This window comes from Clostridium thermosuccinogenes, from assembly GCF_002896855.1.
In the GTDB taxonomy this organism is placed as follows: domain Bacteria; phylum Bacillota; class Clostridia; order Acetivibrionales; family DSM-5807; genus Pseudoclostridium; species Pseudoclostridium thermosuccinogenes.
Genome location: NZ_CP021850.1, coordinates 4,490,185 through 4,504,633 on the forward strand (window position 1 = coordinate 4,490,185; position 14,449 = coordinate 4,504,633).

General features: G+C 43.2%; 10 protein-coding genes and 1 tRNA gene. 3 read left to right on the forward strand and 8 right to left on the reverse strand.

Annotated features, from left to right (window positions below; translation table 11 throughout):
* Positions 1-199: 199 nt before the first annotated feature.
* From CDO33_RS19605 to CDO33_RS19615, 3 genes are all read right to left on the reverse strand, one after another.
* Positions 200-955 carry a TIGR03915 family putative DNA repair protein gene (locus CDO33_RS19605; protein WP_103081562.1) on the reverse strand — a complete coding sequence of 252 codons (756 nt, stop codon included), beginning with the start codon at positions 953-955 and terminating at the stop codon, positions 200-202.
* Positions 956-973: 18 nt separating this feature from the next.
* Positions 974-2,353: a putative DNA modification/repair radical SAM protein gene (locus tag CDO33_RS19610; RefSeq protein WP_103081572.1), complete on the reverse strand. Its 1,380-nt coding sequence runs from the start codon at positions 2,351-2,353 to the stop codon at positions 974-976.
* Positions 2,354-2,588: 235 nt separating this feature from the next.
* A tRNA-Arg gene (locus CDO33_RS19615) sits at positions 2,589-2,665 on the reverse strand.
* Between the two features lie 322 nt (positions 2,666-2,987).
* On the opposite strand from CDO33_RS19615, the gene CDO33_RS19620 reads away from it, so the two are divergent.
* Together CDO33_RS19620 and CDO33_RS19625 are read left to right on the forward strand one after the other, a co-directional pair.
* The gene (locus CDO33_RS19620) at positions 2,988-3,992 is read left to right on the forward strand and encodes a DnaD domain-containing protein (RefSeq protein ID WP_103081561.1); all 1,005 of its coding nucleotides are present in this window, start codon (positions 2,988-2,990) and stop codon (positions 3,990-3,992) included.
* Between the two features lies 1 nt (position 3,993).
* Positions 3,994-5,007, forward strand: coding sequence for an ATP-binding protein (locus tag CDO33_RS19625; protein WP_103081560.1), 1,014 nt, complete (start codon positions 3,994-3,996; stop codon positions 5,005-5,007).
* Between the two features lie 9 nt (positions 5,008-5,016).
* Here the strand turns inward: CDO33_RS19625 and CDO33_RS19630 are convergent, their stop codons facing one another.
* From CDO33_RS19630 to sleB, 3 genes are all read right to left on the reverse strand, one after another.
* A complete protein-coding gene (locus CDO33_RS19630) occupies positions 5,017-6,093 on the reverse strand; it encodes a type II CAAX endopeptidase family protein (protein ID WP_103081559.1) in 1,077 nt (358 codons plus the stop codon).
* A gap of 468 nt (positions 6,094-6,561) precedes the next feature.
* The gene (gene ypeB, locus CDO33_RS19640) at positions 6,562-7,953 is read right to left on the reverse strand and encodes a germination protein YpeB (RefSeq protein WP_103081557.1); all 1,392 of its coding nucleotides are present in this window, start codon (positions 7,951-7,953) and stop codon (positions 6,562-6,564) included.
* 21 nt (positions 7,954-7,974) lie between these two features.
* Positions 7,975-8,574 (reverse strand): spore cortex-lytic enzyme, encoded by a 600-nt coding sequence (gene sleB / locus CDO33_RS19645; protein ID WP_103081556.1) that lies wholly within the window; start codon positions 8,572-8,574, stop codon positions 7,975-7,977.
* Between the two features lie 544 nt (positions 8,575-9,118).
* Between sleB and CDO33_RS19650 the strand changes: the two genes are divergently transcribed.
* Positions 9,119-10,249, forward strand: coding sequence for an MGDG synthase family glycosyltransferase (locus CDO33_RS19650; RefSeq protein WP_103081555.1), 1,131 nt, complete (start codon positions 9,119-9,121; stop codon positions 10,247-10,249).
* Positions 10,250-10,423: 174 nt separating this feature from the next.
* Here the strand turns inward: CDO33_RS19650 and CDO33_RS19655 are convergent, their stop codons facing one another.
* Positions 10,424-13,009 carry an ATP-binding protein gene (locus CDO33_RS19655; protein ID WP_103081554.1) on the reverse strand — a complete coding sequence of 862 codons (2,586 nt, stop codon included), beginning with the start codon at positions 13,007-13,009 and terminating at the stop codon, positions 10,424-10,426.
* A gap of 189 nt (positions 13,010-13,198) precedes the next feature.
* Positions 13,199-14,365: a metallophosphoesterase family protein gene (locus CDO33_RS19660; RefSeq protein WP_103081553.1), complete on the reverse strand. Its 1,167-nt coding sequence runs from the start codon at positions 14,363-14,365 to the stop codon at positions 13,199-13,201.
* Positions 14,366-14,449: the final 84 nt, after the last annotated feature.

The following is a 14,449-nucleotide window of genomic DNA, read 5'->3' on the forward strand; positions in this document are numbered from 1 at the left end:
ATCTCTCCACCGGAATCAAGGCTTTTGGGATTTTATCCCGAAAGCCTTGTTTTATTAGCCTCCCCAGCAGTATTTGAAAACAAGCTGAAATGAATTGGAGCACTACAATATAGGAAAATTGCCTGCTAATAATATTACTGCCATGCATTACTTCTAAGTTTTGATACCCCTCCAGCTCCATTCCTAAACCAAATAATGCTTATATGCCATCCTTTTCAATCAAGTAACGCCAGTACCTTTTGGGAAGAAGCCTTTTATGAAGATCAGGATTGAATCTTTCTTTGATGGTAACGCTACTATAAAAATGCTTCCATAGCTCCTGATAGGTGTTCTCTTCCTCATCCTCCTCAGGTATTTTATCCAGATGTGCGTCGACAATTATCCATTCCTCTTTATTATACAAGGCTGCCCGATTCCTTCCGACATCGTGGATTACCCAGCTTTGGTCAGCAAAACGCTTGGAAAAATGGGGCGCAATCAGGGTCAATATGTCATTGTCGGGCTCAATAGGAGCATAATATATACCGCCCCGAAGCAGTCGAAAGCGAATAAAACCCATCATCCTGTGAACTTCCAGGTCAACCCTCTGCCTTATTTTATGTACCTTTAACACTCTATCGTCTGCAAGGTATGAGTCTACCTTGGCCCCTAATTTCCAGCCAAGTTTCAGGTATTCATATATTATACCGGCATTGTTCTCCTCCCTGTCGGCAAGATAGACCCGGTAAACATTATCCAGAGCCTCGGGAGAAATCTTACTGCTGATTGAATGATAAACCCTTTTTGCTTTTTCAATGTCTGTATCTATCGATACATACTGCTCCAGGAAGCTTTGCTGTAATCCCCTGACAGATGCTATCCTTCCAGGCTTTTCCCGTCTTGAGAAAGCTTCGTAAATTGCCGTAAGCAAGCCTTCAAAAGTCCCGTCATATATATAGCAAGTCATTTCCCTCATTTTACAACGCTCCTTTTGCTACAATTCTCCGGTTATGGACTTAAACCTCTCCGCCCGCGGAACTATATTTGCCAGCTCCCTGCCGGGAATCCCTCCGCTATAGATCTCACGGCCTCCATGTCCATTATATTCCGGAGGTAAAAAGGATAACTGCTCATATTCCGGAACCGGGTAATTGTGTTTGGAGTTTTCTTCTGCACTGCTAAGCAGGAGGTTTTGATAGATAAAATCGTCATTCAATTTTATTTTGCAATAGGATTTTCCCTTGCAGGTAATAAAATATTGGGCTCTTTTCAGCACCACTCCAAACTTTTTAATGTCCTCAAAGTCAAGGGAACTTCTCCTTCGTGCAGTGATGATCCTCTGAGCGGATTTTACCCCTATACCCGGCACACGCAGCAAAGTCTCATAATCACATTTATTTATTTCTACCGGAAAAAGATGAAGATTCCTTAATGCCCAGTCACATTTTGGATCCAGATACCTGTTGAAATTCGGATGATCTGCCGATAAAAGCTCATCAGCGCTGAACCCATAAAACCTAAGCAACCAATCTGCCTGGTACAGCCTGTGTTCACGAAGAAGAGGCGGCTTGGCGATCTGTGGAAGGGCAGGATGGTTTGATACCGGAACATATGCAGAATAAAACACCCTTTTCAAATTATATTTCCGATATAAGGCTTCGCTGAGTTTCAGGATTTTGACATCGGTGTCCGGTGTAGCCCCCACAATAAGCTGAGTGCTCTGCCCTGCCGGCACGAAATATTTAACGTTTTTACTCTTTTTCATACTTTCCTTATTTTCCTGTATCATTGAACTAATATAGGACATGGGCCCCAATATCGTCTCTTTATTTTTCTGAGGTGCCAGCAGCTTCAGGCTGTCATTGGACGGAAGCTCAATATTTATGCTCATGCGGTCCGCATAATGCCCTGCTTGTTCTATCAGCTCACGACTCGCGCCAGGTATTGCTTTAACATGTATGTATCCGTTAAATCTGTATTCTTTCCTTAAAAGCTTCAGTGTCCTTAGCAATAGCTCCATGGTGTAGTTCGCGTTTTTATGTACCGCAGAGCTCAAAAACAGCCCTTCAATATAATTGCGCCTGTAAAAATTGATGACTATATCGGCTAATTCTTCCGGACTGAAAGTGGTCCTCGGAATATCACTGGATATCCTGTTTACACAATAAGCGCAGTTGAAAACGCAGTCGTTGCTCATCAGCACTTTTAAAAGCGATATGCAGCGGCCATCAGGGGTAAAGCTGTGGCATATTCCTCCTGCAAAGCTGTCTCCCAGCCCTCCTGAAGTATTTTTTCTTGAGCTGCCGCTGGAGACACAGGATACGTCATACTTTGCCCCTTCGGCGAGTATTTTCAGCTTATCCAGTTTACTCATAGAATTAGCGACTATCATTTCCATAATTCCGCACTTCCCAAACCTATCTTATGAATCTTCTTGAGCTCTTCATATGTAACTTGTACCATCTGGGTAATATTATACCATGGAATTTTTGCGTATGCAAACATTTGTTCGGTTTTATGAGAGATAAGAAACAACAATTGAATCCGGTGAATCTGCAGAAAAAATAAAAACCTGTAAGCTATTACCCTTACAGGCTCTTATTTTTTTTTGGCGCGCCCAGTAGGATTTGAACCCGCAGCCTTCTGATCCGTAGTCAGACGCTCTATCCAATTGAGCTATGGGCGCATATTAAGAAGAACATATAATATATTAATACAAACAAAGAAAAAATGCAATAGGATATTATGGAATTCATCATTTTCCTGTCTGATGCATTTATAAGGACAAACCTAAACTTACCTCAATTATTTCCCTGCCGCCGTTCATAAGGTTTATTCTCTTTTGTAATAGGCCAAGCTTATATGATATAATTAGATTAATATGGATGCCGCACCCTGAAGTCAAAAGCTTAGAAAAGTGCGGCATTCCATATCGGCCGGAGTTAAGCCATATACCATTTGAAATCCAGGAATGTATTGTTTATACTATTGAAATGAGGTTGTTGCCGATGAACATAGAACCATATAAGTCCATATTATTTTCTGACACGCTTGTGCCTGACATTTTCATAAGCGAGCATCTCCCTTCCATGGATGGGGATTATGTAAAAGTGTACATATACTGTCTGTTTTTATGTAAATATAATAAACAGATTTCCATTGAGGAGCTTTCAAAAAAGCTCCAGATAGATGAGCAAAAGCTGAAGAATGCATTCACTTACCTGGAAAGTGTCGGGATTATAACCAAAAGCAAGGATGACATTGTACTTGCCGACCTTAAAGAGAAGGAAATAAACAAGCTGTACAGGCTCAAAACTACATCTACGCCTGAAGAAGCTGTATCAAACTCGGAGAAAAATAAAAAGCGCAGTGAAACCATAACCTCAATAAACAATACATATTTCCAGGGTGTGATGCCCCCTTCCTGGTATACTGACATTGACGCGTGGTTTGACAGGTATAAGTTTGATGAAGATGTAATGTATGCCCTTTTTCGCCACTGCAGCGAGCATAAGGTTCTTACCAAGAGCTATATTGTGAAAGTTGCTGATAATTGGTACAACAAAAATATCAGGAACTATTTCGACCTGGAAAAATATCTGGAAGAATACAAGAAATTCACCGACATCCGCGGTAAGATATCAAAAAAGCTCAAGCTGGGCAGGAACCTTACCGAATACGAGGATGAATATGTTGAGAAGTGGACAATGGATTACAAATACAATTTTGAAGTAATAGACCTGGCGCTAAAGAAAACTACAGCAAAAACAAATCCCAACTTCAAGTATATTGATGCTATACTTACAAGCTGGTTTGAGAAAGGCTTGCGCACGCGTGAGGAGATAATCTCATATGAAAAAAGCGTCAAGGCGTCGTCCACCAAAACCAATACAAAAGAGATACCTGCGGCTCAAATACCTCAGCATGCCAATTTTGAGCAGAGGGAATACGATGACGATTCCTACGGCAATTTTTTCAGCAACGTAGCAAATGACAAAAAGGCGGGAAGATAAAATGAACACCAGTATACATAATGCTATAAAAAGTGAATATGAAAGACGACAGAAAGAAGCATATGACAACCTGATGTTCAGGAAAAAAAAGGCATACGCCGAAATAGCCGGCCTTGAGGCCATTGAAGATGAAATTCACAGGACCGGTCTGAGATACAACAAAATGATACTGCTGGGAAAAACGCAGGCCGATGATGCTGTATCCGAACTGCTTTCTCAAATTGACAGCCTAAAACGGAAGAAGATACAGCTGCTTGTTGAAAACGGATACCCGGAGGACTACCTGGAGATTAAGTACAGCTGCCCCAAGTGTAAGGATACAGGCTATATTGAGGGAGGAAGCGGTGCAGTCAAATGTTCGTGTTACAAGCAGCAGCTGATCAACCAACTGTATAGCTATTCCAATCTGAAGCTTACAGAAAGGGAGAACTTTTCAACCTTTAACGAAAATCTATATTCGGATAAAGTTGATAAAGCGAAGTATGGAATAGGGATTTCTCCCCGGGAGAACATATTGAGGATAAAGGAGCGATGCCTGAAATTCATAGAAAATTTTGATTCTCCCGATGAGAAAAATCTCTTTTTCAGCGGTCCTACCGGAGTAGGCAAGACCTTCATGTCCAATTGCATAGCAATGGAATTGATGAAGAGAGGGAAAACCGTACTCTATCAGACTGCTCCTATCATTTTTAACATCATAAATGAGTATAAGGTAAGAGCTTTCAATGATGACGATTTTCAGGATGAAAGCTACAAGAGCATTTTTGATGCCGAGCTTTTGATAATTGACGATTTGGGTACAGAAACCCAAAGCGCCGCAAGATATGCAGAATTACTGACAATCCTTAATGTACGCCAAATGAACAATCTTCAAAGGCCATGCAAGATCATAATATCAACCAATATCGGTCCTAAGAAGCTGTATGAAATCTATACGGAAAGGGTGGCCTCCAGGATCATCGGGTGCTTTGAAGGCCTTATGTTTGTGGGTGATGATTTAAGGAAGAAGCTATAGGCAAAGTCTCTAGCCAATCCTTATTAATCTGGTCAGAGCCCTCGCAATTTCCGAGTTGATGCCCATAAGGCTGAAACCTTCCGCTATGTATACGATTGCTGTAAATATTAAACCGGGAAGCAGCCAAAGCATGCCTGTCTTTCCAGTGCCGGAGGTTTCTATGGGACGCCTGTGGACTTTGTCCGATGTTATCCTGACCAGTGCTATGATCAAACCTACAAGTATCGACAAGCAAAACGCCAGTATGAAAAACCAGACGATAAAAACTGCTATAAGCTGTCCTGCAGGCATGTTGAAGAGATCCGAAAAATAATCCCCGGCATAAGGCTGTGCGTCTATGCTTCCAACCCCTTTACCCTGCATCGCCTGCATAAACTTGTTTGATAAATACGAGATGACTACGGCTATGGAATTGTTGGCAAAATGGGCAAACATGCCGGCATACAGTGAATTAGTCCTGTAGACAATAAATCCTATCAAAGCCCCCAAAAGAAATGTTCCTAAAAACCTCTGAAAATCCAGATGGAACAACCCAAAAAGCAGTGCGGTAATCAGGATGGCTTTCTTTATCCCCAGCCTTTCAAACCCGCTCTGCAGAACACCACGGAACATGATCTCCTCACAAAGCCCGGCAGAGCCGCCTACAATCAGCAGGTTGATGATAAGCTCACCGGCATTTGAAGCGGTAGGTACGCTGGATACGATTACCTTGCCAAACACCTTGCTTATAAGCGCCAGATTAATGATGTTTAGCACACCAACCACAGGTATCGCAAATACCATTATCAGAAAAATTATAAACAAGCTCAAAGGGCCAACCTTATTAAGCCTTAAAACTTTCCGCATATCGTACTTGAAAATAAAAAGCAAAAGCAGAGAAGGCAGCAATACAAGAAGAAATTCCGTAACCAGAAGACCGGGATAGAGGGATTGCTTCTGAGCCCAAAAGCCTATGTACAGAAGAAATAGAACCCCTAGGGAATATAATATGCTCACCTGCGCTAAAGTAGGCGTCCTTACATATCCTGTATCCCGAAGCTCCCCATCGGTCAGGGAAAATTCTTTGTATAAACGATTATCTTCCATTTGATTCCTCCATATTTAAGTTGAAGTTTATGCTTCGCCACCGTCTGGTTTATCGGAATGATCCGTTTTGCCTTGATTAAACTGTCCAGGATCCATCTCCCAATGGCTGACATAACCCCCATGGTTGCAAAGCACAAATTAAAGTTGTTAATGATGTTCATATTTTCATATCTGAACATCTAATTAATTCTTTTGCTTTCAAGGTTTTAATTGGAAAACAATTACTGAAAGGCCTGCTTCCATTGATGTACAGAAAATCAACTGATAAATCAGCCAAATATAACTTCTTGGTTTTAGCAAGCTTTTCCCATTCCTCAAGTGAAAGTTGAAGCATCCTGAAAGTCGTTGTTTTCCAATATAACAATATTAAAACTAAGCAATGCCTATATTAAATAATACATTTACTAGGAAAAATATGCAACAAAAAACCGGGGTATTCCCGGTTTTCTGCATATACATCGACTACAATCACATGGTCAGAATACCATTCGGGGTATTGACGATCATGAGAATGTTTTCCTCCTTGCCGGTCTCAGCATTTATATAAACTATGAAATCCCTGTTGTTCAGCTTGCCCTTAAACTCATAGGTGAACAATTCGGTTCTGTAATCCGTAGGGATTATTGCCAGACCTGAGCTTTTTATCTCGACTTTTGAACTGATCTTGGCCCTGGCCTCTTCTTCTGTGATGGCAGGCTTCGGTATCTTCCTCTCCGTGTGGGACGAAAGGTATCCTTTAGCCTCAAAACCTAATATTTCCCCATTATCCAGCGCAACCTTGACCTTGATCAGGTCCGGATATATTACCACTCCATCCTGCGTATAGGCATAGTTGATGGTAGCCATATTATCTTCTTTCAGATAATATGTATCGGTCATGTTCTTAAAGCCCTGCTCTTCAAGGAATTTCTTGCCGGCAGCCTTAGCCTGGTCTATGCTTAAGCTTGCCTTTTCAACAGGCCTGTTATAGAGCATGTAATATGGATGCCCGCCCTTTTGGGTAATGTCAATTGTCGCAGTCTGATCCTCCGGCTTGTTTTTAAATGTAACCTTGTAACTGTATGTCTTAAATGGTTCAGAATCGTTCTTGGATGTATTGGTCACACTCTGCACCTTATCCTTGCCGAAGAATTTGATTACCCTTTCCTTTGCCTGTTCAACGCTTATGGTATCGCCGGTTAGTCCTTTGGGTTTTGCGTTTGTCATATGGTCGGAAAAGGGGCCGTCATAAATCAGAGTGGGGTATTCCTGAAAAGTTTTATCAATGTTTTCAAACTGCTGTTTTGTCATGTTGGCAGACGTCCTTTGAAAAACAGGCGTTCCCTTTTGTCTCAGTTCGCCCCACTTTATCCTTCCTGCGCTTATGTCGCTCTGAAGCTTCTCCAGGCTATCCCTCAAGGAAACTGCATAGCCATAGAGCTTCTCTATCGTTTCATACTGTTTATCGCTTAGAGCTTTGCCCTGCATATTCTGGTTATTCAGAGAATAGGCCAGATCTCCCACCTGCGTCAAATATTTGGAGGTATTCTCCAGGGCAGGAGGGCTTATGGGAAGCTGTCCAAGATTGGTTTGGGCAAGGTTTGCTTGTCTCCATGCTTCCTGCATTATGCTTGCGGTCTTAGTAGTGGACGAAGATATCAAAGATTTGGCCAGGAGCATCTGAACATTATCTACATAACCTATCATGTCATAAAAAGCCCTGTTATATTGGTTGTCCAACTCCTGCCTTAAACTTGCAGCGGTTTTGTACTGATATATGCCCCAGCTGGCCACAGCCGCTAAAGCTACTATAACGATGCTGTACATTTTTCTGTCGGATAATCTTCTTTTAAAATCCAGCAGTTTATCTCTTAATCCCAAGATTACACCTCCATTAAAGATCTATATTCCGAAATGATGCTTGCCTATTGTTTTTATTATTTTCCTGCTCCAAATCCATTTGCTGGTTGCTGTAGCAGGATTCCAGTAATAAAGGCATCCATTGGTAGGATCCCATCCATTCAGAGCGTCTCTTGCAGCTTTCACCACCGTCGAATTAGGGTCGATGGGGACATTTATTTGTCCGTCGGAAACTGCAGTAAATGCACCCGGCTGGTATATTACACCGGCGATGGTCTTTGGAAACCGCGCATCCCTGGTTCTGTTCAATATGACGGCTCCCACCGCCACCTGACCTTCATAAGGCTCTCCCCTGGCTTCACCGTTTATCGCCCGGGCGAGAAGCTGCTCATCGGATATATTTTTCCCCTGAGCATGTGCTGCTCCGCTTTCGGTTATGCTCGTCAACCCCATCGCCAAAAGTGTGTCAAATCCTGCTATGCCGGTAACCGGAATATTGTTTTTCTTCTGATATTCCTTTACTGCCTGGAATGTGTCGTCTCCATAGTAACCATCTATTATGCCCCTGTAATATCCCCAGTTTTTAAGCCTCTGCTGCATTTGCTCCACTTCTGCGCTTGCATGCCCGGGTTTTAATTCCATTCGGGGTGTTACAATGACAGGTTTGTTATAGGTAAACACTGAAAAGGTTAAATATACCAGTAAAATAAAAGCACAGGTGTATTTCAGCTTCTTTAAAATACTATCCCTCCTCCCGCGATGACCATAAGAGTCTGATTATTAGTTGAGCAAAGCTTAAAAAGCTCTGATATAGAAATAACATCTGTCCAAACTTTGCAGACTCTGTTGAAAAAGCTGTCATTACATATAAAACTAAGCTCCGGCCATCGATGAAACTCAAAGTTAAGCTTAAATTAAACACTCATTAAAATCCAACGTCCAAACTTCATCGATATACGGCGAAGCCTGCGGTATCCATACCTCAGGTTATATTTTTTGTTTTGCATGTGAAAAATATGCATATATAGAAGCCAACACTAAAGTTTCAGTAAGAATGGTATATTTCACTGAAATATAGTCAATCATTGCAATATCAGGATCATTAGAGGCACGCTGTGCATATCTTTTCATACGCCGTAGAGCTTATTTCAGAACTAAACTTGAAGTTACAGGGAGTTGTCAGAACATGGATGTATTGTTTTTATCGGTCTCAACAGGAGGAGGGCATTTAAAAGCCGCAGAAGCCATCAAAAATGTGGTGGAAGAGAAATATCCCGGCTCGAGGACATTAATAGTCGATACTTTGGATTATATAAATCCTGCGGTCAACAAACTCATTGTGGGAGGTTACCTTGGCCTTCTTAAAAGCACACCCCGTGTGTACGGCAAGCTGTATGATCTGGCGGAATCAAAAGAAGGATTGCATGAGCTGTATACCGCAGCCAACACCCTCCTTGCCATAAAGCTTGGAAGGCTCATAGATGATTTTATGCCGTCCATAATAATATGCACTCACATTTTTCCTCTCCGCATGCTTTCATGCCTAAAGCGCAGGGGAAAAGCCAAAATGCCTGTTGTTGCAGTGATTACGGATTATGTAAGCCATTCTTTGTGGGTCCACAATAATATAAATGCCTATATTGTTCCCAATGACCAGGTAAAAAACGAGATGATAATGAGGGGAATCCCGGCCGAATTGATATATCCCTGCGGCATACCGATAGACAAACGCTTCGCCAGGAAGAAAAACAGGGATAGCCTGCTGCGGGAGCTGGGCCTGGAAGACAGGTTTACGGTTCTTATAATGGGCGGAAGCCTTGGGCTGGGGAAGCTATACTCTGTGTTTGACGCCCTTTTGAACAGCAGCAGGGACATTCAGATAATAGCCATCACCGGCTATAATGAAAAGCTTAAAAAGCAGCTGGAAAGCATCAGCTCAATGTCTGATAAAAAAATCAGAATTTTCAGCTATACCGATAAAATATCAGATCTGATGGACATATCAGACCTGATAATCACCAAGCCTGGTGGCATGACATCTGCCGAAGCGCTGGCAAAGGGGCTGCCCATGCTGATCACATCCGTTATTCCAGGGCAGGAGGAAAGAAATGCCAGGTTCCTTGTAAATAACGGCGCGGCAGTCAAAATATCCGACCACAGCAGCATTAACAGTGTCCTCGATAACATTATTGCAAATCCGTCCTGCATTGAGAGCATGAGAAAGAGGGCTTATAAATTAGCCAAACCAAATTCTGCCGAAGATATAGCTGCCTTGCTGGAAGAGCTTTCGCAAAAATATATGGCAGAAGCTAACTGAAAGCATGATTTGCTTGCGGGAAGTCAAGGTTCAAAGCCGCTATCCACAAAGTATTTATGTGGTTCTGTAATAGAGAACCACGAAAGATGGAAATAAGAGCATGACAAATTCGGGAAGCGCTTTTTTAGTATCTGAATTCAGGATATCAAAAGAAACCGCTAAAAGTAAACGGCATTATATAAGCCTTACTACATTAATATCCTTCCCGCACACCTCTCTGGCAATATCCACCTCTCTCCCCTTGCATGTAAAGAGGATTATTTGCCTTTCCTCCGACAGCTGATGCAGAAATTCCAGTGTTTCCCGTGTCCTCTCATCATCATACTGGGCAAGGATTTCATCCATAATAAAGGGCAGCTTTTCACCGGTTGAACCGATCAGATCAGCCATGGCAACCCTTAAGGAGAGATACATCTGGTCGACAGTACCTCCGCTTAACGCAGGAGCAGCCACTATTTCCCCGGTTTCCGGCGCTATCACCTTGAGCATGAGATTGCTGTCTGCCCTCAAATCCCTATATCTTCCCTGGGATATCCTATCAATAGCACTGCTCATTTTCAAGTTGATATAAGGCATAAAATCCCGCTGCAATTCTTCGCCTGCTTCAATAAGAACCTCCAGCGCAGTATTCAGGGAAGTGTTTATGTCCTCCAGCTCGGACTTTTTTTCATACAGCGCATCGGCCTCTTCGATAATCCTCTGGAGTTCATCATCATCTCCTGCACTTTTCAGGAGGGTTTCTCTTTCCCTTATCTTCAGCAGCGCTTCTTTTATCTCTTCATCAACTTCCTCAATTTCCGCTTCATATATTTCCTCTGCCGGCAGGATACCGTTTGCCTCAGACATCTCCTTTGCCTTGCAGATTCCTTTTAGCTGCTCTTCCAGAAAAGCTATCTTCTCTCGTATGCTTTCAGCTATTTCTTCCAGCTCCTTTTTGCTGCTGCAGGTCATGCCGCTGATGGAAGCAGCATTTTTGCAGTACTTCTGCACGCTTTCCTTTAAGTCGCTTATCCTTTGCTTCGCATATGCAATATTCATATCAAGTTCCCTGCAGCTCCTTACGCCGTGTTTAAAGCTTTTTATCATATCCTCGCTTATTTCTGCCTCGGCATTATCGATTATCCCGGCTTTATGCAGCGCAGCAGCTATTGTCCCTTTGAGGGCTTTAGCTTTGGCTTCGTTATTCTCCAGATCCCTTTCAAGCCTCTCAATATCAGAATTTATAGCCTCAACCTGCCTAACGAGGCTGTTATACTTTTCTTTCAGCACCAAAAACTCTTCGAGGCCGTCAGCCCCGACCGATTTATACATTTCCTCCAAGACCATCTGTTTTTTGATAAGTTGGTCCTTAAAAGCTTTAATATCGGAAATCAAGAGCCTTTTTTCCTTCTGTGCTGCATTTAGCATAGCGGCCACTTTGTATCTTTTTACACTAAATATCAGCGCTGACACAAAAGCGGCGGCAGCGGCGGCATATCCGGCATATGACCCCATTACGCCGGCAACTGCCATGATAACGGTTACTGCTGCTGCAGCAGCAGTCATATATGCATATCTGCGCCTTTTTCTTTGCATCGTGCTTATTTTCTCTTCTACAACATCCTGCCTGCCGCTATTTATTTCCTTTTTTAAATTTTCAATATCCCTGCTGAGCTCCACCGCATCCCTTTCAACCTTCTCATCCATGTAGTTGAAAGCTTTTAGCTTTTCCAGCTGAAGCTCAATATTGTAAAGATGGTTCCTCTTTTCCGCCGCTTCCCTCTCGATCCTGCGTCCATCCTCCATCAAGCTGGAAAGCTTGACGTATTCCAGGCTCACCCTGTCGGAATCGTCAATGCTGAAAGCACAGAAGCTTATAAACTGCTCCCTGTCTTTTTCAGCTTCATCAAGCTTTGCTTCAGCACATCGCAAAGCCGCCTCATCCGCTTCGATGCTCTCTAAAATCCCGTCCAGCTCTTCTTTGATTTTCCTGTTTTTTATCAATACCTCAGATATTTTAGCCGCTTCTTTCCGCATGGAAAGCTCTTCCCGGCGCGCTTCAAGCATGGCCTTCTTTTCCTGCAGGCCTTTTAGCTCCGCTTCCACTTGAAAGAGGGACTCCCTTTTTTTTGCGATATCCTGCTTTAAAGCCTCCAGCTCCTCCAGCCTGGCATTTACCTTGTCCAGAGGTCTTGTGGTGGTTTTGCCGGTGCCCACGTGGATCTTTAGAGCCTCCTTCAAGGCTTCCTTTGCCCTGTTTAGGGACATGTCCTCAAAACCGGTCTGACCTACATTTATAAGCCTGTTAACCAGCTCTCCCACTCCGTCGTCGCCTATTCTTGATTCCATTTGCCGTACAAAGACCGTTTTGTCAAAACAAAGCTCGCTGACTCCCAGGTGCTTTTCTGCAAAATGCGCTCCTTTTTCCCGGCTCTGTTCAAAGGAATCTGTGATATCGTTGAAATAAGCATCAAATACCCTGGCAGTGTTGGTATGAAAATTCCTTTCAATCCTGAAAAGCTCGCCGTTATCCAGCCTATACAGGAGGGAACCTCCAAAATCCCTTGCACTCCATGGCTTGTATCTCTTTAAGGGCGGAAGCATCCCATCCTTTGAGCTCCTTCCCCCCTTCAAACCGAAAAACATACCTTTTATGAACCATTGAAGAGAAGTCTTTCCCGATTCGTTTTTGCCAAATATTATGTTCAAACCTTTGCCCAGCTCCAGATTCAAGTCTGCAAGCCTGCCAAAACCTTTAACTTCCAGATTCTCAATGCGCATTGCGGCCTCCTGTGATATTGCCTGGTTGCAGGTTTATTGCTGCCGGCTTTTCCTGCCGTCTTTTACACACAAATAATACTAACGGATAATGCTGCTGCGATAGCCATATATGTAAAAGGTTAACGCTGTTGTGGCAGCCATATATATAAAATAATTCCTTATGCAAAAAATCTCATTATGCATAAATTCTTATTCAATTTCCACTTTTCCGCTGTCCAGTGCTTCTATCCCATAGTACAGGGATTTCAGCAGAAGCTCCCTCTGATGTTGATCCTCGGTTTTTTCCATGCGTTGGAATATCTTTCGAGCAAATAATCCCCTGAGCCCAGGTTCCCTCTTTATCGCATCAAAGTCCAGGTCAGGGGCAGTATTGTCTTTTATTTTCATAAAAAACACCCGGTCTTTAAAACAGGATGTCAACTGGCGGGTATCTATCTTAAGTCCGGGTTTGGCATAGCCTTTCAAGGTAACATGGAATAATCCGTCCTTTTCTCCATGCCCGCACCGGTTACCCTCAACAGCAGCCCTGATTCTGTCCTCCACCTTCTCTTCCGTATCGCAGCCGCTTATATTTACATCCATATTGGCATAATATCTTTTTCCGGTGCATCTAAAGCTCATATCCAGGCACCGGTGGCCATCACCGTCCTTAGATATGCTTCCGATATAAACCCCATGCTCACCGGTTTCATCAAAGCCCAAGGGTTCAGGACTTCCTGGATTGTATATCAGCCCATGGCCTCCTATATCATCGGACCTGCCATGGAAATGACCCAGGGCAATATAGTCCATCCCCAGCCCGGCCAATTCGCTGCTGCCTACCGGATTGTACAGGTGGTTATCCTGCCGGAAATCCATATCCACCGTCCCGTGCAGGAGGAGTATGTTTATGTAGTCCTTTTGGGAAAGCTTAATATCCCTGATCTGGGCCGCCTCCTGGCGGAAGTCCTTAAAGCCGATTCCATAGACGCAGGTTTTGAGATCATGAAGGACAACCTCCGGATTGTCCCCGCAAAGTATATGCACATTACTGCTCCATGCATAATTTCTGTAGAAGGAATTGGCCACATAAGGGTCGTGATTTCCCGGAATTATGAATATGTGGGCATGGGGTATTTCGCGAAATTTATCATTTATGTAAGCAATCGTAGACTTTCCGGTGTAATTATGCTCGTACAGATCACCGCTTATAAGCACCAGGTCAGCCTTCTCCGTCTTGGCTATGTCCATTATCTTTCCAAAGGTCTGCCTTAAATCCCGCCTTCTTTCAGAAGCCTTCCCGGTGTCGGCTCCCAGGCTCGTAAAAGGCGCATCCAGATGCATATCCGCACAATGCAGAAATTTTATCCTCTTCATTTGTAAACCCCCATATAGCGCATTCTATGGTATATTCAAACTCAAGATAGTTTTCACTGATTCCAGCAGCCCTGTGCAAAACAC

What these genes read in the sequence shown, in the direction of transcription:
- CDO33_RS19605 (WP_103081562.1), bottom strand. Translation starts at nt 955, where the DNA reads ATGAGGGAAATGACTTGCTATATATATGACGGGACTTTTGAAGGCTTG.
- CDO33_RS19610 (WP_103081572.1), bottom strand. Translation starts at nt 2,353, where the DNA reads ATGAGTAAACTGGATAAGCTGAAAATACTCGCCGAAGGGGCAAAGTAT.
- CDO33_RS19620 (WP_103081561.1), top strand. Translation starts at nt 2,988, where the DNA reads ATGAACATAGAACCATATAAGTCCATATTATTTTCTGACACGCTTGTG.
- CDO33_RS19625 (WP_103081560.1), top strand. Translation starts at nt 3,994, where the DNA reads ATGAACACCAGTATACATAATGCTATAAAAAGTGAATATGAAAGACGA.
- CDO33_RS19630 (WP_103081559.1), bottom strand. Translation starts at nt 6,093, where the DNA reads ATGGAAGATAATCGTTTATACAAAGAATTTTCCCTGACCGATGGGGAG.
- sleB (WP_103081556.1), bottom strand. Translation starts at nt 8,574, where the DNA reads ATGGAATTAAAACCCGGGCATGCAAGCGCAGAAGTGGAGCAAATGCAG.
- CDO33_RS19650 (WP_103081555.1), top strand. Translation starts at nt 9,119, where the DNA reads ATGGATGTATTGTTTTTATCGGTCTCAACAGGAGGAGGGCATTTAAAA.
- CDO33_RS19655 (WP_103081554.1), bottom strand. Translation starts at nt 13,009, where the DNA reads ATGCGCATTGAGAATCTGGAAGTTAAAGGTTTTGGCAGGCTTGCAGAC.
- CDO33_RS19660 (WP_103081553.1), bottom strand. Translation starts at nt 14,365, where the DNA reads ATGAAGAGGATAAAATTTCTGCATTGTGCGGATATGCATCTGGATGCG.